19 protein-coding genes are annotated in these 19,029 nt (G+C 63.8%); 13 read left to right on the top strand and 6 right to left on the bottom strand.

Annotated features, from left to right (window positions below; translation table 11 throughout):
* Nucleotides 1-117 precede the first annotated feature (117 nt).
* From rqpR to mgrA, 4 genes are all read right to left on the bottom strand, one after another.
* Entirely contained in the window at nucleotides 118-774 is a 657-nt protein-coding gene (gene rqpR / locus JYK05_RS13455) for a response regulator transcription factor RqpR (RefSeq protein ID WP_175938785.1), read from the bottom strand.
* A gap of 8 nt (nucleotides 775-782) precedes the next feature.
* A complete protein-coding gene (locus JYK05_RS13450; protein WP_206467292.1) occupies nucleotides 783-1,628 on the bottom strand; it encodes a sensor histidine kinase in 846 nt (281 codons plus the stop codon).
* A 319-nt stretch (nucleotides 1,629-1,947) separates the two neighbouring features.
* Nucleotides 1,948-2,718, bottom strand: a complete 771-nt coding sequence (locus JYK05_RS13445; protein ID WP_175938781.1) for a ferredoxin--NADP reductase — start codon at nucleotides 2,716-2,718, stop codon at nucleotides 1,948-1,950.
* A gap of 375 nt (nucleotides 2,719-3,093) precedes the next feature.
* On the bottom strand, nucleotides 3,094-4,140 hold the full coding sequence (gene mgrA / locus JYK05_RS13440; RefSeq protein WP_206467291.1) for an L-glyceraldehyde 3-phosphate reductase: 1,047 nt from the start codon (nucleotides 4,138-4,140) through the stop codon (nucleotides 3,094-3,096).
* Nucleotides 4,141-4,351: 211 nt separating this feature from the next.
* Between mgrA and JYK05_RS13435 the strand changes: the two genes are divergently transcribed.
* Together JYK05_RS13435 and JYK05_RS13430 are read left to right on the top strand one after the other, a co-directional pair.
* Nucleotides 4,352-5,146 (top strand): mechanosensitive ion channel family protein, encoded by a 795-nt coding sequence (locus tag JYK05_RS13435; RefSeq protein WP_206467290.1) that lies wholly within the window; start codon nucleotides 4,352-4,354, stop codon nucleotides 5,144-5,146.
* A 76-nt stretch (nucleotides 5,147-5,222) separates the two neighbouring features.
* Nucleotides 5,223-5,426: a DUF3185 family protein gene (locus JYK05_RS13430; protein ID WP_175938776.1), complete on the top strand. Its 204-nt coding sequence runs from the start codon at nucleotides 5,223-5,225 to the stop codon at nucleotides 5,424-5,426.
* A gap of 11 nt (nucleotides 5,427-5,437) precedes the next feature.
* Here JYK05_RS13430 and JYK05_RS13425 read toward each other — a convergent pair whose 3' ends face one another.
* Nucleotides 5,438-6,214, bottom strand: a complete 777-nt coding sequence (locus JYK05_RS13425) for a phytanoyl-CoA dioxygenase family protein (protein WP_206467289.1) — start codon at nucleotides 6,212-6,214, stop codon at nucleotides 5,438-5,440.
* A 316-nt stretch (nucleotides 6,215-6,530) separates the two neighbouring features.
* On the opposite strand from JYK05_RS13425, the gene JYK05_RS13420 reads away from it, so the two are divergent.
* The gene (locus tag JYK05_RS13420; RefSeq protein ID WP_206467288.1) at nucleotides 6,531-6,878 is read left to right on the top strand and encodes a hypothetical protein; all 348 of its coding nucleotides are present in this window, start codon (nucleotides 6,531-6,533) and stop codon (nucleotides 6,876-6,878) included.
* A gap of 74 nt (nucleotides 6,879-6,952) precedes the next feature.
* Here JYK05_RS13420 and metK read toward each other — a convergent pair whose 3' ends face one another.
* A complete protein-coding gene (gene metK, locus JYK05_RS13415) occupies nucleotides 6,953-8,140 on the bottom strand; it encodes a methionine adenosyltransferase (RefSeq protein WP_206467287.1) in 1,188 nt (395 codons plus the stop codon).
* A 293-nt stretch (nucleotides 8,141-8,433) separates the two neighbouring features.
* On the opposite strand from metK, the gene JYK05_RS13410 reads away from it, so the two are divergent.
* The 10 genes from JYK05_RS13410 to ada all read left to right on the top strand — a co-directional run bounded on the left by JYK05_RS13410 (nucleotide 8,434) and on the right by ada (nucleotide 18,951).
* Entirely contained in the window at nucleotides 8,434-9,318 is an 885-nt protein-coding gene (locus JYK05_RS13410; protein WP_175938767.1) for a lipid A biosynthesis lauroyl acyltransferase, read from the top strand.
* A gap of 58 nt (nucleotides 9,319-9,376) precedes the next feature.
* Nucleotides 9,377-10,249, top strand: a complete 873-nt coding sequence (gene dapF, locus JYK05_RS13405; protein ID WP_206467286.1) for a diaminopimelate epimerase — start codon at nucleotides 9,377-9,379, stop codon at nucleotides 10,247-10,249.
* A 34-nt stretch (nucleotides 10,250-10,283) separates the two neighbouring features.
* The gene (locus tag JYK05_RS13400) at nucleotides 10,284-11,003 is read left to right on the top strand and encodes a DUF484 family protein (protein WP_175938763.1); all 720 of its coding nucleotides are present in this window, start codon (nucleotides 10,284-10,286) and stop codon (nucleotides 11,001-11,003) included.
* A 10-nt stretch (nucleotides 11,004-11,013) separates the two neighbouring features.
* A complete protein-coding gene (gene xerC, locus JYK05_RS13395) occupies nucleotides 11,014-11,937 on the top strand; it encodes a tyrosine recombinase XerC (RefSeq protein WP_206467285.1) in 924 nt (307 codons plus the stop codon).
* Nucleotides 11,938-11,973: 36 nt separating this feature from the next.
* Nucleotides 11,974-13,173 carry a class I SAM-dependent rRNA methyltransferase gene (locus tag JYK05_RS13390; RefSeq protein ID WP_206467284.1) on the top strand — a complete coding sequence of 400 codons (1,200 nt, stop codon included), beginning with the start codon at nucleotides 11,974-11,976 and terminating at the stop codon, nucleotides 13,171-13,173.
* A 132-nt stretch (nucleotides 13,174-13,305) separates the two neighbouring features.
* Nucleotides 13,306-14,376 carry a GTP-binding protein gene (locus tag JYK05_RS13385; RefSeq protein WP_206467283.1) on the top strand — a complete coding sequence of 357 codons (1,071 nt, stop codon included), beginning with the start codon at nucleotides 13,306-13,308 and terminating at the stop codon, nucleotides 14,374-14,376.
* 517 nt (nucleotides 14,377-14,893) lie between these two features.
* Entirely contained in the window at nucleotides 14,894-15,310 is a 417-nt protein-coding gene (gene dksA, locus JYK05_RS13380; protein WP_061122132.1) for an RNA polymerase-binding protein DksA, read from the top strand.
* Nucleotides 15,311-15,655: 345 nt separating this feature from the next.
* Nucleotides 15,656-16,192, top strand: a complete 537-nt coding sequence (gene hslV / locus JYK05_RS13375; protein WP_175938755.1) for an ATP-dependent protease subunit HslV — start codon at nucleotides 15,656-15,658, stop codon at nucleotides 16,190-16,192.
* A 12-nt stretch (nucleotides 16,193-16,204) separates the two neighbouring features.
* Nucleotides 16,205-17,542 carry an ATP-dependent protease ATPase subunit HslU gene (gene hslU, locus JYK05_RS13370; RefSeq protein ID WP_175938753.1) on the top strand — a complete coding sequence of 446 codons (1,338 nt, stop codon included), beginning with the start codon at nucleotides 16,205-16,207 and terminating at the stop codon, nucleotides 17,540-17,542.
* A 326-nt stretch (nucleotides 17,543-17,868) separates the two neighbouring features.
* Complete coding sequence (ada, locus tag JYK05_RS13365; protein WP_206467282.1) at nucleotides 17,869-18,951, top strand: bifunctional DNA-binding transcriptional regulator/O6-methylguanine-DNA methyltransferase Ada; 1,083 nt, start codon at nucleotides 17,869-17,871, stop codon at nucleotides 18,949-18,951.
* Nucleotides 18,952-19,029 lie beyond the last annotated feature (78 nt).

Below are 19,029 nucleotides of genomic sequence, written 5' to 3'. Positions count from 1 at the left end.
CGCTCGCGCGCCCTGCTGCGGGAAAACCCGACATTCTATCGGAGACTTCGAAAATGCCCAGAAATTGGGCAGCATGCGCAGCGCCGGTGCGTTTATCTTGTCTGAGATAAAACCCACTCAGCCTGCGATCGCAGGGTTCATATCGACGAGGCGGTTCGAGAGGACATAGAACGTGAGTTCGGCGTTGTTGGCCAGCTTCATCTTGTCGAGCAGGCGCGCGCGATACACGCTGACCGTCTTAACCGACAACGACAGCGCGTTCGCGATGTCGGTCAGCCGCTTGCCCGATGCCAGCATGCAGAGCGTCTGGAACTCGCGGTCCGACAAGTTCTCGTGCGGCATCCGTTCGCTATCCAGTGAGACGTAATTGGCGAGCGCCTCCGCCATTTCCGGGCTGACGTACTTACGGCCGGCTGCGACCTGTTGAACCGCGCGGATCATCAGCGCGGGGTCCGCCGTCTTCGATAGATAACCTGCCGCGCCCGCCTTCAGCGCGCGCACCGCGTACTGGTCTTCGCGATACATGGAGAACATGAGCACCGGCAGACGCGGCGCGTCGCGCTTCAGGCGCTTCAGGACGTCGAGGCCGGTCGTATCGGGTAGCGAGATGTCGAGGAGCGCGACGTCGAAAGAGACGCGCGCAGCGAGCGCCAGCGCCTGCGCGCCCGTTTCCGCTTCGCTGACCTCCGACGCGACGCCGCGCTCCAGCAGCAATTGCGCGACGCCACGGCGCACGATGGCGTGATCGTCGGCGAGAAGAATCTTGAGCGCCATGCGCGCGCTCAGTCGTTGACCGCGCGCAGCGCGGCGCGCGGCGCGGCCGTCCACGGGAGGCGCGCGCGCACGCAGGTCCCGCCCGTCTTCGATGCGCCCACGCGCAGCGTGCCGCCGAACGCCTCGCAGCGAGAGCGCATGCTCGCGAACCCGAGCCGCCCGGCTTTCCGGCGCGCAACGGGCGTGATGCCGATGCCGTCGTCCTCCACCACGAGCGTGAGCGCGTCGTCGTCGGCTGCGAGCGTCACGTTCGCGCGCGTCGCATGCGCGTGCCGCGCGACGTTGTTTAGTGCTTCCTGCGTGATGCGAAAGAACGCGTGGGACAGACCCTGCGGCAAACGCTTCGCGTAGATTTCAACTGAACAAGATAAATTAACGGAGAGACCGGCGCGCGCGCCGAAGGTTGCGAGCCATTCCGCGAGCGCGGCAGGCAGTCCGGCGTCGAGCGCCGGCGCGTGCAGGCCCTCCACGATCCTGTGGTTGGACGCGGCGACTTCGGCGAGACATTCGCGCGCCTGGCGCAGCGCTTCTGTGCAGGCAGCGGGCGCATCGGCGGGCAGCAGATATTCGGCGCGCGCTACTGCGAGGTTCGCAGCGGTGAGAATGGCGCCTGCTTCGTCGTGCAGGTCGGCGGCGATGCTGCGGCGAACGCGCTCATCGGCCGCGCAGACTTGCGAAGCGAGATCCCGTACGCGGGCGCGCAGGCGCTCGACCTCGCGGTCGCTTTCCAGCTTGGCGTCGAATAGAGCGGAAAACGGTAAGCCGGATGCCTCCGGCGTCGCTGACGACACACCGCGCACGGTGGCGCAGGACGTTGCACGCTGATCCAGTCCGATCAGGGCCGACGGGTTCATTTTTCCTCGCTTTGAGCGCAACTTGAGCTACGTCCTCGGCAGACCACGAGTCGGCGTAACTAAATTTACACTCTGTAACATGGAAATCGGACGATGCAGGCTTTGCGCATCGCTTCGACGTGACCGCATCATATCTCAAAAATATGATTAATCCATGTCCGACAAGGCTGCGGCGGGAGAACTTCATGTCGATTAGTAACAGCAGTGCGGCGGAAGTGCCAATAATGCCTGTCCACACATGTAACAAGTTGCCCGCTAGCAGGCGAAAAAAAACCGGAGCGATTTGCCCCGGCTTCTTTGCGAACACGCCAACCACGAATCAGCCGACGAACGCCTTCTCGACGACGTAATGCCCCGGATGGTTGTTGCTGCCTTCCTGGAAGCCCAGCGAGTCGAGCAGCTGACGCGTGTCGCGCAGCATATGCGGGCTGCCGCAGAGCATCACGCGGTCGTTTTCGATCGAGAACGGCTCCACCGACAGATCCGAGAACAGCTTCTTCGTCTCGATCAGGTCGGTGATGCGGCCGCGGTTCGCGAATTCTTCGCGCGTCACGGTCGGGTAATAGACGAGCTTCTCCGAAACGATCTCGCCGATGTGCTCGTGCGCCGGCAAATGCTCCGTGATGAAGTCCTTGTACGCGAGTTCATCGACGAAGCGGCACGTATGCGTCAGCACGATCTTCTCGTAGCGGTCGTAGACGTCCGGGTCCTTGATGATCGACATGAACGGCGCGAGGCCGGTGCCAGTGGAAAGCAGCCACAGCGTCTTGCCCGGCAGCAGGTTGTCCGCGACCAGCGTGCCCGTCGGCTTCTTGCCAATCAGCACGGAATCGCCGACCTTCAGGTGCTGCAGACGCGAAGTCAGCGGGCCGTCCGGCACCTTGATGCTTAAGAATTCGAGATGCTCTTCGTAGTTCGCGCTCGCGAGGCTGTAGGCGCGCAGAAGCGGCTTGCCGTCGACTTCGAGGCCCACCATCGTGAACTGGCCGTTCTCAAAGCGGAACGAGGCGTCGCGAGTGCAGGTGAAACTGAAAAGCGTGTCGGTCCAGTGGTGGACGCTCAGAACGGTTTGAGAGTTGAGGTTGCTCATGGCTTCTTGGACTATGCGAAAACGGTGACGCTCACGGCCGGAACGCCGGAACGCGGGTCGCTCGACGCCGCGCGAAAGGACGAGCGGCTGGCGCTTTCGTCCGAACTTTCGGCTCTGTGCGGCGTGTTTGCGGCAGGCCCGCGTCGGCAGTCGTGCAGCCGGGCGTTGCATGGGCGCAATCGGCTATTCTAACTCGATAGCCGCGGGGCGTCCTCGGGCCGGATCGCCAGCAGCGCGTGACGATCCGCCACGCGCCGCCGCCGCCGATTGTGCTCGCTGCCGGTCAGCAGCGAATGAACCGCGAGCCCGCATGATAGCAACCGCAGCCGAGCCGCTTCCGAATCACCCTTCTGACGGAAGGCGGCTGCAAGACGTTCAGATGCGCTGATCCGTCGACGGCTTCTCCCACAGATTGATGCCGCCTTCCTGCGCGTACTTGTCGATTTCCGCGAGTTCTTCCTGGCTGAACTCGAGATTCTTCAACGCGCCGACGTTTTCGGTGACTTGCTCCGCGCGGCTCGCGCCGATCAGCACCGAGGTCACGCGCCCGCCGCGCAGCGCCCACGCGAGCGCCATCTGCGCGAGGCTTTGACCGCGCCGCTGCGCCAGTTCGTTCAGCTTGCGCACGTGCTCCAGATTTTCCCGACTCAGGTGTTCCTGCTTGAGCGATCCGCCGCCCGGCTTGTTGACGCGCGCATCCTGCGGCACGCCGTTCAGATACTTGCTCGTCAGCAGCCCTTGCGCGAGCGGCGTGAACGCGATGCTGCCCGCGCCGATCTCATCGAGCGTATCCAGCAGTTCTTCTTCGATCCAGCGGTTCAGCATGTTGTACGACGGCTGATGGATCAAAAGCGGCACCTTGTGCTCGGCGAGCAGCTTGGCCATTTCGCGCGTCTTGGACGCCGAATACGACGAGATGCCGACATACAGCGCCTTGCCCGAATGCACAGCGGTCGCGAGCGCGCCGGCGGTCTCTTCGAGCGGCGTATCGGCATCGAAGCGATGCGAGTAGAAGATATCGACGTAATCCAGTCCCATGCGCTTCAGGCTCTGGTCCAGGCTCGCGAGCACGTACTTGCGCGAGCCGCCGCCCTGCCCGTACGGACCCGGCCACATGTCCCAGCCGGCCTTCGTCGAGATCAGCAATTCATCGCGATACGGCTTGAAGTCGTCCTTGAAGAGACGCCCGAAGTTGGTCTCCGCGCTGCCGTACGGCGGCCCGTAATTGTTTGCCAAATCGAAGTGCGTCACGCCGAGATCGAACGCGGTACGCAGGATGTCGCGCTGCGTCGAAATGGGCGTGGTGTCGCCGAAGTTATGCCAGAGGCCGAGCGACAGCGCCGGCAGCTTGAGACCGGATTTGCCGCACGTGCGGTATTGCATCTGCGAGGAGTAACGCTCGGATGCTGCTTCGTAAGCCATGACAGTTTTCCTTTGCGGGTGGCAGTTTTGGACTAACTTTGACAATCGTGAAGCCGGTGGATGCGCGCCGCTGCTCTATGCTCGCGAATCGACCAAAGCCGTCAATGTTAAGCCAATCGGCGACGGCCCGAGCGCCCGGCATGCGCGTCCCGATATGCGGGAGCACGCGGCGCGCCGCCTCGTCCACGACACATCGCAAAAGGAGCACTCAATGGATTCAATCGACAAATTGCGCCCGGCCTACGACTTCATGCTCACGCTCGGGCTGACGTACGGCATCAACATTCTGATGGCGATTCTGATCGTCGCCGTCGGCTGGTGGATCTCGAACATCGTCGCCAACGCGCTGCGGCGCACGCTCAACCGCACGAACGTCGATGCCACGCTGACGCCGGTGCTCGCCAGTCTCGTGATGTGGGCGATACGCGTGGTCGCCATCGTCGCGGCGCTCGGCAAGTTCGGCATTGCGGCGGCGAGCATCCTGACCGTGCTCGGCGCGGCGGGGCTTGCCATCGGACTGGCGCTGCAGGGCACGCTGCAAAACATCGCAGCCGGTTTGATGTTGCTGCTACTGCGGCCGTTTCGCGTCGGTGACTATATCGAGGGAATCGGCGTGACGGCGGGTACGGTGAACGAGATCGGTCTATTCACGACGCGGCTCACGAAGGCCGACGGCGTCGTCATGTACGTGCCGAACAGCATCATCTGGGCGAATCCGGTGACCAATTTCAGCGCGAACGAAAACCGGCGCGTGGTGCTCAATTTCCTCGTGCAGCACGGTCAAGATGTCGAGCGCGTGCTGTCGGAACTGCGCAGGCTCGTCACGGGCGATGCGCGCATCGTGCAGGACGGCGCGTCGGCGCCGTGGATCGCCGTCACGGATTACACCGATACCGGCGTGAAGTTCAACGTCGGCGTGTGGACGCGCGCAAGCGACCATCCGGCCGTGCAGGCCGACTTGCTGCGCCAGATTCAGCCGCTCACGCGCGTGCCGGTCGCGGCGTGAGCCCGGCCTGACTAGACGCTCTGCGGCGTGCCTTGTAAGCTGGCGCGCCCTATCTCAGAACCCGCGAGGACACTTCATGACCCGAGCGATTTCCTTGGCCCTGCTGGTCGGCGGCATCGTGCTTTTGTACTTCGGCGGACAGTCGTTTCACTCGTTGAGCAACGACGTGTCGCGCTTCTTCACGGGCTCGCCGACTAACAAGACGATCTGGCTGATCGCGGGCGGCATTGTCGCGTCGCTCGCGGGGCTGATCGGGCTCGCGCTGCCCTCGAAACGCTGAACGCTGAACGCTTAGACGAGCGCGACTTCCGGCTTCGACGCGGATCGCGTGCCCGGCAACGCCGCGTTGCTTGCGCCGCGATACGTGTAGACGAGCGAGAACTTCACCTGATCGGTGAGATTCTTGCCTGCGGAATGCAGCGTGTTGCAGTGAAAGAACACGACATCGCCCTTCGCCAGCTTGGGCGAAACCGCCGTGCGAATCAGCGCCGTGTTTTCCGGCAAATCGGCGCGGAAGAATTTCGCGTCGTCGAACCGGTCCGACGTGAAGGCGAGCTTGTGCGATCGCGGCACGAACCACAGCGCGCCGTTGTCCACGGTTTCATCGCCGAGCGCGACCCACGCGGAAACCAGATCGTCGCGCTCGAACGCCCAGTAACGCGCATCGCGATGCCAGCCCGTCAGGCTGCCGTACGCCGGGTGCTTCGTCATCACGCAGTTGTGATGCGCGCGCGAGAGATACGGCGTCTCGCCGAAGTACAACTCCATCCAGCCGCGCACTTCCGGCGATGTCGCGAACTCCGCGAATAGCGGATGGCGCCCGTACGCGTCCAGAAGCCGCCGCACGGTATGTCCGCCCGGCGCGTGCTTCGATTCCGGCGCGCCGGGATACTTCAGGTCGGCTTCGTATTCGAGCGGCGCGGCGGCTTCGGCCAGTTGCCGCTGCGCGACGTCGCGCAACGCATCGCAGCGCGCGTCGGACACCAGCCCCTTTACGATGACGAAGCCCATTTGGCGCAGCTCGTGCACCTGATCACTCTTCGATTGCAGCGACGTTTGTTCAGACATGTTCGTTTCAGCCTCGGCGCGGCTTCGATATCGCCTCATGCAGCCAGCGCAATACCCGAAATTGGGGCGAATACGGGCATTGTAAGTCGCGCGGGCCGCGAAGGCGCTCGCAGCCTGTCTCGCGCGCCGTCGCATGAAGCGCCCGCTTCAATGTCCGGCAGGGAAAACGCGGACTTACGACAGTCACGCACGTCCGGTACATTGGCCGCATCGTTTCGGTGCAACTTCGCGGCCGACGTTGAATCGAAGCCTTGAACGCTATTTTTGAGACGACTACTGTCGAGTTTGCCACCACGCAGACGAACCTATCGCCGACATGAACCACCGAATCGCTAAGGGCCTTCGACGCGCCGCCTCTCGTGCGGCTCGGCCCGCCCGGCGCGGCATGATCCGCGCGTTGCGACATCATTCCGCCCGCACGCAGGCGCTTGCGCCGCAAGCCACCGCGCGTCCGGTCGATGGCATCCGCTCCTGGTTTCGCGGATTCTTTCTGAATCTCCGTGCACGCGCCGCCTCGCGCGACGTGTCGCTGCGCACGCTGCTGCGCCGGCCGATGCAACTGCGCGCGCCATCGCCGAAGCCGCGAGCCGCGGCGCTGACGAGCCGCCGGCCGCGTCGCACGTCTGCGACCAGCGCCGGCTGGTTCGCGTTCGCGGTGCGCTGAACACGCGCGTCGCCCAAAAGAAAAAAACCGGCAGGCGCGATGCCTGCCGGTTTTTTATTTGTCGCGCCTGAAGCTTACGCCACGCGCACCACCGGTTCGGTGCCGGCGGCTTCGGCCAGCAACAGCGCCTTATCCGCGGCTTCCCATGAGAATTCCGGCTCTTCCCGGCCGAAGTGACCGTACGCCGCCGACTTTTCGTAGATCGGGCGCAGCAGGTCGAGCATCTGGATGATGCCCTTCGGACGCAGATCGAAATGTTCAAGCACGAGCTTGGTGATCTCGGCATCCGACACGCGGCCGGTTCCGAACGTGTTCACCATCACCGAAGTCGGACGCGCGACGCCGATGGCGTACGACACCTGAATCAGGCAGCGCGACGCCAGACCGGCCGCGACCACGTTCTTCGCGACATAACGGCCCGCGTAAGCCGCCGAGCGGTCCACCTTCGACGGGTCCTTGCCGGAGAACGCGCCGCCGCCGTGCGGAGCCGCGCCGCCGTACGTATCGACAATGATCTTGCGGCCCGTCAGACCGCAGTCGCCTTGCGGACCGCCGATCACGAATCGGCCCGTCGGGTTCACCAGGAACTTGATGTCGCCCTTGATGAGTTCCTTCGGCAGCGTCGGCTTGATGACTTCTTCGATCACGGCTTCGCGCAGTTGCGGCAGATCGATGTCCGGCGCGTGCTGCGTGGAGAGCACGACGGTGTCGATGGAGTGCGGCTTGCCGTCCACGTAGCGGACGGTGACTTGCGACTTCGCGTCCGGACGCAGCCACGGCAGACGCCCGTCGCGGCGCAGGTTCGCCTGACGCTCGACGAGACGGTGCGACAGGTGAATGGGCAGCGGCATGAGTTCGGGCGTTTCGTCGCACGCGTAACCGAACATGAGGCCCTGGTCGCCCGCGCCCTGGTCGAGATTGTCGTCGTGCGCCTTGTTCACGCCTTGCGCGATATCCGGCGATTGCTTGTCGTACGCGACGAGCACCGCGCAGCCGCGATAGTCGATGCCGTAGTCCGTGTTGTCGTAACCGATGCGCTTGATGGTGTCCCGCGCGATCTGGATGTAATCGACGTTCGCGGTGGTCGTAATTTCGCCCGCGAGGACGACGAGACCGGTATTGCAGAGGGTTTCCGCCGCGACGCGCGAGTATTTGTCCTGAGTCAGGATGGCGTCGAGAATAGCGTCGGAGATTTGGTCGGCGACCTTGTCCGGGTGGCCTTCGGAAACGGATTCGGAGGTAAACAGGTAGTCGTTCGACACGCTTCAGACTCCAATAAAGTACGGTTGAGATTCACGTAGCCGACTTCGTTTGGAGTCTGAAGCGGCGACGCTTTAGCGGATGTCCTTTCTCCGTCCTGAACCTCGATGCACCCGATGCACGCAATGCATGCATCTGGCTCAGGCCGGCTTCGCCCCGCAAGTTGTCCATTAACTCGGCGAAGCCCGTATTATACCGGTTTCCCGTGTTTTTACAGAGTCGAACGCTTGTCGTCATTCGTCCCGCGCTTATCCTCCGCCGGTAGCCGCCGCCCGTATGTTCGCGGGAGCACGTCATGTTAGGGCGTATCGGCGTGTCGCTCGCCATTGGCTTTCTGAAGTTTCTCGCGATCATTCCTTACGGCATTACCGCGCGTTTCGGCGATGGCCTCGGCTGGCTGCTTTATCAGATTCCGAGCCGGCGCAAGCGCATCGTGCATACGAACCTCAAGCTCTGCTTTCCCGAATGGTCGCCCGAGCGCCGCGAGGAAGTCGCGCAGATGCACTTCCGCCATGCCATTCGCAGCTATGTCGAGCGCAGCGTGCAGTGGTTCGGATCGGCGAAGAAGCTGGAAAGGCTGATCGAAGTGGACAGCGCCGTCGATCTCACCGATCCCGATCTGCCGCCCACGCTCTTTCTCGGGCTGCACTTTGTCGGCATCGAGGCGGGGTCGATCTTTCTGAACTACTCGCTGCACCGGCAATGCGGATCGCTGTATCAGCCGTTCTCGAATCCGCAGGTCGAAGAGATTGCCAAGCGGCAGCGCGCGCGCTTCGGCGCGGACATGGCGAGCCGCGCGGATAGCGCGCGCATCGTGCTGCGCTGGCTGCGCGACCGCAAGCCCGTCATGCTCGGCGCGGACATGGATTACGGCATGCGCAATTCCACCTTCGTGCCATTCTTCGGCATTCCGACGTGCACGCTGACCGCCGTCGGCCGGCTCGCGAAGACGGGCAAGGCGCAAGTGGTGCCGTTCATCGGCGAGGTGCTGCCGAATTACAAGGGTTATCGGCTGAAAATCTTCGCGCCGTGGGAAAACTACCCGACCGGCGACGACGATGCCGACGCCCGCCGCATGAACGCGTTTCTCGAAGAGCAGATTCCGCGCATTCCCGAGCAGTATTACTGGGTTCACAAGCGCTTCAAGACGCGGCCGCCGGGCGAGGCAAGTTTTTATTGAGCCGCGCGGCGCCAAGCGGCACGAAACGCCGCACCGAGGCTCACATACAATAGCGGCCATGAAACTCAAGTTCACCAAGATGCAGGGCGCGGGCAACGACTTTGTCGTGCTCGACGGCTACTCGCAGGCGCTCGATCTGAACGCCGCGCAGGTTCGCGCGCTCGCCGACCGTCACTTCGGCGTCGGCGCGGATCAGCTGCTGCTGGTCGAAAAGCCGACCGTCGATGGCGTCGACTTCAAGTACCGCATCTTCAATTGCGATGGCGGCGAAGTCGAGCATTGCGGCAACGGCGCGCGCTGCTTCGTGAAGTTCGTGCGCGATCGCGGGCTGACCGCTGCGTCGACGGTGCGCGTGCAGGTGCAGAAGGGCGTCATCACGCTGACGATGCAGGACAACGGCGAAGTGACCGTCGACATGGGCGCGCCCGTCTTCGATCCGCCGCGCGTGCCGTTCGACGCGAGCGGTCTCGACGGCCGCAGCGAGGGCAACGATACGCTCTGGCCGCTCGATATCGGCGCAAAGACGCGCTGGGTGTCCGTCGTGTCGATGGGCAATCCGCACGCGGTGCACGTCGTCGACGACGTAAAAGCGTATCCCGTGCTCGCCGAAGGGCCGCTCGTCGAGCGCCACGCGCGCTTTCCGGAGCGCGTCAACGCGGGCTTCATGCAGATCGTCGACCGTCATTCGGTCAAACTGCGCGTCTTCGAGCGCGGCGCGGGCGAAACGCTCGCCTGCGGCACGGGCGCTTGCGCGGCGGTGGCCGCGGGCATCCGGCGCGGTTTGCTGGATTCGCCGGTGCGCGTCGAGACGCACGGCGGCACGCTCACGATCAGCTGGGACGGCGCGCGCGACGAATCCGCCGCGCTTTTCATGGCCGGACCCGCCGCGACCGTCTTCGAAGGCGAGATCGAGCTTTCGGACATCGGCTGACTTGAGCCCACGCATTCAAACGTATCAGGCAAACATGAATCCACGCGAAGTCGCCGACTATCTGCTCGACAACCCCGATTTTTTCGTCGAGCACGCCGAACTGCTCGGCACCATCCGGCTTTCGAATCCGCACGGCAAGTCGGCTGTGTCGCTGCAGGAACGGCAGATGGAAATGCTGCGCGACAAGAACAAGCAACTCGAACGGCGGCTTGCCGAACTGCTGCGCTACGGCCATGAAAACGACAGCATCGCCACGAAGTTCAACCGCTGGACCGTGCGCGTGACCGGCCAGCGCGACCCGTACGCGCTGCCGTCCACCATCAGCAAAGGACTGTGCGAAGTGTTCGACGTGCCGCACGCCGCGCTGCGCATGTGGGATGTCGATGAAGCGTACCGCCAGGCGGATTTCGCGCGCCACGTCGGCGAGGAAGTGCGTATTTTCGCGGGCAGCCTCGACGCGCCGTATTGCGGCGCGAACAGCGGCTTCGCGGCGGCGCAGTGGCTCGGCGTGGCGAACTCGGCATCGGCGTCCAGCGGCGGCTCGCTGGAAGACGCGTCCGCCGAACGCGGCATTCAGTCGATTGCGCTGGTCGCGCTGCGCGATCCGCAAGCCGGCCCGGATGCGCCCGCGTTCGGCCTGCTCGTGATGGGCTCGCCCGACGCGCGGCGCTTCCACGACGGCATGGCGACGGATTTTCTCGCGCAGATCGGCGTGCTGGCGAGCGCGGCGCTCTCCCGCCTGCTGCCGAACTGAGCGACGCGACATGCAGCCCGCCGATCACATCGCCGCTTATCTCGCGATGCTCGAACACGAGCGGCGTTTGTCGGAGCACACGCTGCGTGGCTACACGTACGAACTCGGCGAACTGCGCGCGCTCGCCAAGGGCCGCGCGCTCGAAACGCTGACGGCCGCCGACATGCGCGGCGCGGTCGTGCGCGCGCACGCGGCGGGGCTGTCGCCGCGCTCCATCGCGCATCGGCTGTCGGCGTGGCGCGCGTTTTACCGCTGGCTCGCCGAACGCGTCGAGATGCCCGCGAACCCTGTCGCGACGGTGCGCGCGCCGAAGCGCGAAAAGACGCTTCCGAAGGCGCTTTCCGTCGACGACGCAATGGCCCTGATGGACGCGCCGCGCGCCGACAGCACCGAAGCGTTGCGCGATCACGCCATGCTCGAACTGTTCTATTCGTCGGGGCTGCGGCTCTCGGAACTCGTCGGGCTCGATGTCCGCCACGTCGATACGAAGGACCATCAGTCCGCCGGCTGGCTCGATCTGGCCGCCGCCGAAGTCACCGTGCTCGGCAAGGGCAAGCGCATGCGCAAGGTGCCGGTCGGCCGCAAGGCGATCGATGCGCTGCGCGCGTGGATCGACGTCCGCGGCGAATTCGTCAAGCTGGAACCGCACGCGCTCTTTCTTTCCGTGCGCGGCAATCGCATGTCGCCGGGCGTGGTGCGCGAGCGCGTCAAGCGCATGGCGCTCTTGGCCGGCATTCCGGCGAATGTGCATCCGCACGTGCTCCGGCATTCGTTCGCCACGCACGTCTTGCAGTCGAGCGGCGACCTGCGCGCGGTGCAGGAACTGCTGGGTCATGCGAGCATCACCGCGACGCAGATCTATACATCGCTGGACTTTCAGCACCTTGCTCGTGTCTACGACTCGGCGCATCCGCGCGCGAAGAAGCGCGACTAACACCGCGGCGCCATGCGCGCTGCTCCGATCATCGCAATGAACACCATCACGCTCAAACCGGCGAAGGACAAGTCGCTCGTTCGCCGCCATCCGTGGATTTACGCGAACGCCATCGCGCGCATCGACGGCAATCCCGCGCCCGGCGCGACCGTCACCGTGCGCGCCGCCGATGGCCGTTTTCTCGCTCGCGCGTCGTACAGCCCGCATTCGCAGATTCGCGCGCGCGTCTGGACGTTCGACGAAGCGGAGCCCGTCGATCACGCCTTCTTCAAGCGCCGCGTGCAGCGCGCGGTCGCGCATCGGCAGACGATGGTCCGCGATACCGGCGCGACGCGCCTCGTCTTCGGCGAAGCGGACGGCTTGCCGGGCCTCATCGTCGATTACTACGTCGCCGATCAGGGCTCGCACGCGCAGCTCGTCTGTCAGTTCATGGCGACGGGCGTCGAGGCGTGGAAGCCGGCGATCGTCGATGCGCTGATCGCCGCGACCGGCTGCCCGAACGTCTACGAACGCTCGGATGTGTCGATCCGCCAGAAGGAAGGGCTGGAGCAGACGACCGGCGTGCTCGCGGGCGATCCGCCGCCGGACACGCTCGTCACGAACGAGTGCGGCGTGCGTTATCACGTCGACGTGAAGCACGGCCATAAGACCGGCTTCTACGTGGACCAGCGCGACAACCGCGTGCTCGTGCAGCAGAACGCGCAAGGCCGCGACGTGCTCAACTGCTTCTGCTATACCGGCGGCTTTTCGCTCGCGGCGTTGAAGGGCGGCGCCGCGCGCGTCGTGTCGGTGGATTCGTCCGGCGAGGCGCTCGCGCTCGCGCGCGAGAACGTGAAGGCCAACGGCTTTGACGCGGAAAAAGCCGAATGGCTCGACGCCGACGCCTTCAAGACGCTGCGCCGTCTGTACGACGAAGGCCAGCGTTTCGACCTGATCGTGCTCGATCCGCCGAAGTTCGCGCCGTCGCGCGAAACCGTGGACCGCGCCGCGCGTGCGTACAAGGACATCAATCTGAGCGGCTTCAAGCTGCTGCGTCCGGGCGGGCTGCTGTTCACGTATTCGTGCTCGGGTGCGATCGATGCGGACTTGTTTCAGAAGATCGTCGCGGGCGCGGCGGCCGATGCCCGCGTCGATGCGCGCATCCTGAAGCGCCTCGGCGCGGGCGTCGATCACCCGCTGCTTACGGCGTTTCCGGAAGGCGAGTACCTGAAGGGCCTGCTGTTGCAAATCGCGTGAGCGGCCTTATCTGGCTGCGGCAAGGTCACGCGGCGCAAAGCGCCCGCTGGGCGAATATGTTTCAATAACCGATTCAGTGCGCCACCGACCGGCCGCGCGATTCCGAACACTGACAAGGAAACAGGCGACACCATGATTCCCGTAACCATCCTGACCGGCTTTCTGGGCAGCGGCAAAACCACGCTGCTCAAGCGCATCCTGAACGAAAAGCACGGCATGAAGATCGCCGTGATCGAGAACGAGTTCGGCGAAGAGAACATCGACAACGAAATTCTCGTGCAGGAAACGAACGAGCAGATCATCCAGATGAGCAACGGCTGCATCTGCTGCACGATTCGCGGCGATCTGGCGCGCGCGCTGGAAGACCTCGCGAACCGCAAGAAGGCGGGCACGCTCGACTTTGACCGCGTGGTGATCGAAACCACGGGTCTCGCGAATCCGGGTCCGGTCGCGCAGACGTTCTTCATGGATAACACGGTCGCCGACGAATTCCTGCTCGACGCGATCATCACTTTGGTCGATGCCAAGCATGCCAACGCGCAGCTCGACCAGCACGAAGTGGTGCAGCGGCAGGTCGGTTTCGCGGATCGGCTGTTCATCACGAAGTCCGATCTGGTGGATGCAGACGCGCTCGAAGCACTGAAGCATCGGCTGGTGCACATGAACCCGCGTGCGGCGATCAAGGTCGTCAATTTCGGCGATGCAGACATCAAGGAAATCTTCGATCTGCGCGGCTTCAACCTGAATTCGAAGCTGGAAATCGATCCGGATTTCCTCGCGGAAGACGAGCACGATCATGACCACGATCACGCGCACGACGACGATCACGACCATTCGACGTGCGGGCACGATCACAGCCACGATCACGAGCATCACCACCACCATCATCATGCGCACCACGACGACAAGATCAAGTCGTTCGTGTATCGCAGCGACAAGCCGTTCGATCCGAACCGCCTCGAAGATTTTCTCGGCGGCATTTTGCAGATTTACGGCGAGCGGCTGCTGCGCTACAAGGGCGTGCTCTATATGAAGGGCGTCGATCGCAAGGTCGTCTTTCAGGGCGTGCATCAGATGATGGGCAGCGACCTCGCCGCCAAGTGGATGCCGATCGAGAAAAAGAACAGCAAGATGGTGTTCATCGGTATCGAGCTGCCGAAAGATCTGATCACCGACGGCCTCGACGCCTGCCTGGTGAAATAACGACCCGGCACGCATTTCGCTGATCTGCGCCAAGCGCGCGAAAGGCGGGACGCAACGTCGATGCGAAGATGCGCCGCCCGCGAGCCTCGCCGGCGGCGTTTTTCTTGGGCGTTTATTGTCGCGGTTATGTAGTCGCGCCCACCAAGCGACATCGCTTTTTGCGTGTTCAGGCGTTATATTTTTGAAATTCCGGCGGCTTTCGACAGGGTTTTCCTCGGTTATCGTCGGAAATTGCGGTTCAGTTACAATACAGCCCCACTGGAGAAGGGCGAATCCGTTCGGCGCATACGAATACGGGCGTTGGCCGTCGGATGTCAGAAAAGGATGCCCCGGCGGACGATCTGCTGATAGGCCGCGAGGGCCGCAAGGCGAGCGTTGAAACGGAGCAGCCAATATCGGTTTCCAGAGGAGTTCGGCCCCGCATCGAGTGTCGCGTGACGCCAAAACGCTGCATGCATGCGGGCAACGCAAGTGCGGGCGTTGCCAAGACATCGCCTTACATTGAAGAAGCAAGCAGATGACAACGAAACTCTTGACCGAAGCCGAAATCCTGAAGATGAGCGAGAAGGACTACATGAACGAGGAACAACTCGCCTTCTTCAAGAACCGGCTCGAGCAGTTGCAAGCGGACATTCTCAAGAATGCCGGCCAGACGACGGAAAACCTGCGGGAAACGGTGATCGTGCCGGACCCGGCGGACCGCGCGACCATCGAAGAAGAGCATGCACTGGAACTGCGCACGCGCGACCGCGAACGCAAGCTCCTGAAGAAGGTGCAGCAATCGCTCGCGCGCATCGAATCCGGCGACTACGGCTGGTGCGAAGAGACCGGCGAGCCGATCGGCATTCCGCGGCTGCTCGCGCGCCCCACGGCCACGCTCTCGCTCGAAGCGCAAGAGCGCCGCGAACTGCGCCAGAAACTCTTCGGCGACTAAAGCGGCAACCGCGCGGCGAACGGTGCGGGCCCGCCCGCAACGGGGAACGCGCCGCCGCGAAATCCGCGAAGTCGGGCGCTGGCACGAACAAAAGGCACACGTGAATCGTGTGCCTTTTTGCTTTTCGCGCGTCCGACAAACCCGCACCTTGATAAATGCCGCCGCGCCCTAAACTGAACTCGACGCGCCCGCTCATCGCGAGGGCGCGCGCGCGGCGCCGTACGCTTCGAGCCTTCCGGCCGGGCGGAACCCCGCGCCGTGCACTCCCTCGAATTCTCGACTGCGTGGCGGCTCGTCACTGATCGCAAGCCGCCCGCGTTCTTCTGGTTTTCTTAAGGAACGCACATGGAACAATTTCACGGCACGACCATCGTCTCCGTGCGACGCGGCGGCAAAGTCGCGTTGGGCGGCGATGGTCAGGTGACGCTCGGCAACATCGTCATGAAGGGCGGCGCCAAGAAAGTGCGCCGCATCTATGGCGGCAAGGTGCTGGTCGGCTTCGCCGGCGGCACGGCCGACGCGTTCTCGCTGCTGGATCGCTTCGAAGCGAAGCTCGAAAAACATCAGGGCAATCTGACGCGCGCCGCCGTCGAACTGGCGAAAGACTGGCGCACCGACCGCATGCTGCGCCGTCTCGAAGCCATGCTGATCGCCGCCGACGCGCAGGCCACGCTCGTCATCACCGGCAACGGCGACGTGCTCGATCCCGAAAACGGCATCTGCGCGATCGGCTCGGGTGGCGCGTACGCGCAAGCCGCCGCGCAGGCGCTTGCGGAGAACACCGAGCTTTCGCCGCGCGATATCGTCGAGAAGGCGCTGACCATCGCCGGCGACATGTGCATCTACACCAATCACAATCGCGTCATCGAGACGATCGAATAAAGGAACCCAGCGATGACCACCATGACTCCCTCCGAAATCGTCTCGGAACTCGACAAACACATCATCGGCCAGGGGCGCGCGAAGAAGGCGGTTGCCGTCGCGCTGCGCAACCGCTGGCGTCGCCAGCAGGTCGCCGAGCCGCTGCGCCAGGAAATCACGCCGAAGAACATTCTGATGATCGGCCCGACGGGCGTCGGCAAGACCGAAATCGCGCGGCGTCTCGCGAAACTCGCGGACGCGCCGTTCATCAAGATCGAAGCGACGAAGTTCACCGAAGTCGGCTACGTGGGCCGCGATGTCGACAGCATCGTGCGCGATCTGATCGAAATTTCCGTCAAGCAGACGCGCGAGGCGGAAATGAAGAAGGTGCGCACGAAGGCGGAAGATCGCGCGGAAGATCGCATTCTCGATATCCTGCTGCCGAGCGCGCGCCCGGTCGGTTTCGGCGCGGCCGAAGCGACCAGCGAAGGCGATAACACCACGCGCCAGACGTTCCGCAAGCGCCTGCGCGAAGGCGCGCTCGACGACAAGGAAATCGAACTGGACGTCGAGTTGCCGCAAGTCGGCATGGACATCATGGGGCCGCCGGGCATGGAAGACATGACCGAGCAGATCCGCTCGATGTTCGCGAACATCGGCGGCGGCAAGAAGACGCGCCGCAAGGTGAAGGTGAAGGAGGCGCTGAAGCTCCTGACCGACGAAGAAGCGGGCAAGCTGCTCAACGACGAAGAGGTCAAGACGAAGGCGGTGCAGAACGTCGAGCAGAACGGCATCGTGTTTCTGGACGAGATCGACAAGATCGCGTCGCGCAGCGAAGTCGGCGGGGCGGAAGTGTCGCGCGCGGGCGTGCAGCGCGACCTGCTGCCGCTCGTGGAAGGCACGACCATCAACACGAAGTACGGGATGATCAAGACGGATCACATTCTGTTCATCGCGAGCGGCGCGTTCCATCTCGCCAAGCCGAGCGATCTGATTCCCGAACTGCAAGGGCGTTTCCCGATTCGCGTGGAGCTGGATTCGCTGTCCGTGGGCGATTTCGAGTCGATCCTGAATTCGACCGATGCGAGTCTCGTCAAGCAGTACAAGGCACTGCTCGCCACCGAAGACGTGGAACTCGATTTCGCCGACGACGGCATTCGGCGTCTCGCGGAGATCGCGTTTTCGGTGAACGAGAAGACCGAGAACATCGGCGCGCGGCGGCTTTATACGGTGATCGAAAAGCTGCTGGAGGAAGTATCGTTCGCGGCGGGCAATCACGCGGGCCAGCCGGTGAAGATCGACGCGGCGTACGTGGACCGCGCTCTGGGCGATGTCGCGGAAGACGAGGATTTGTCGCGCTACGTGCTGTAATCGGGCGACTACGAGAGAACCGGGCCTTCGCGCCCGGTTTTTTTTTCGCCTGCTGCGCGAGAAGACGAAAAAAAAGCCCGCCTAGTTGGCGGGCTGAATCCATATCAGGAGGAGACATGGAGGAGACAGTTCCAATCATACACAGCGGGTTGATGCGACGCAATAGAAATTTTAGTAAAAACCCCTATGGCGTCGATGTGTGGTATCTGCGCGTCACTTTTTGTTGCAAGGCTGGACGAGCCGAAAATGACAGAGCAAGGAACGGCGCGTAACCTCTCCGGCACGGTTTTACATTGGACGCGTACCCTAAAGCCGCCGAGGTCATCATGAACGCCGCTGAATTCCCCCGCTATCAAACCGACGAAAGCCGCTGGCAAGCCGTCGCCGAGCGCGACGCCCAAGCCGACGGCGCATTCTTCTTCGCCGTGCGCACGACGGGCGTGTTCTGCCGGCCGTCGTGCGCGTCGCGGGCGCCGCGTCGCGAGAACGTCTCGTTCTTCACGACGACCGACGAAGCCGAAGCAGCAGGCTATCGCCCGTGCAAGCGTTGCCAGCCCACGAGCCTGCCGCGCGAACTCGCCATTGTCGAGCGCGCGTGCAAGGTGCTCGACGCCGATCCGCAGGAGCGCATGACGCTCGCGCAACTGAGCGACGCCGTGCACGTCAGCCCATTTCATTTGCAACGCCTGTTCACGCGGATCGTCGGCATTTCGCCGCGGCAGTATCAGGCCGCGAGGCGGGCAGGCGTGCTGCGCGACGCGTTGCAGCGCGGCCGCGACGTCACGCGCGCGGCGCAGGACGCGGGCTTCGGTTCCTCGTCGCGCATGTACGAGGCCGCGCCCGCCGAACTGGGCATGACGCCTTCCGCGTATCGGCGCAAGGGCGCGGGGCTGACCGTGCGTTATGCCACCGCCGCCACGCCGCTCGGCGCCGTGCTCGTCGCCGCGACGGATAAAGGCGTCTGCAAGATCGCATTCGGCGATCATCCCGCCACGCTCGTCGAGCAACTCGCGGCCGACTTCCCGCTGGCGGAGCGCATGCAGGACGACGCGCGCATAGAGCCGTTCATCGCGCAGATAGGCGCGTATCTCCACGGCACGCGCGAGCGTTTCGACTTGCCGCTCGACATCGGCACGACCGCGTTTCAACAGCGCGTGTGGGATGCGCTGCGTCAGATACCGTACGGCGAGACGCGCAGCTACACGGACATCGCGGCGTCCGTCGGTTCGCCGGGCGCGGTGCGGGCCGTCGCGAGCGCGTGTGCGTCGAATCCGGTGGCGCTCGCGATTCCGTGTCATCGCGTGATCGGCAAGGACGGCGCGATCGCGGGCTATCGCTGGGGACTGTCGCGCAAAGAAGCGTTGCTGGACACCGAGCGCGCGCATAGCGAAGCAGGAAAGGTCGCGTAAGAGCCGTATGTCGGCCGAAGCGCCCGGCGTCGAACGACGCGCGGGCGCTTTTTCATTGCAACGGCGTTTCGCGTCGAT

This window comes from Caballeronia sp. M1242, from assembly GCF_017220215.1.
Classification (GTDB): Bacteria; Pseudomonadota; Gammaproteobacteria; order Burkholderiales; family Burkholderiaceae; genus Caballeronia.
The sequence above is the reverse complement of the archived record's forward strand: the minus strand, read 5'-3'. Positions and strand labels throughout refer to the sequence as shown.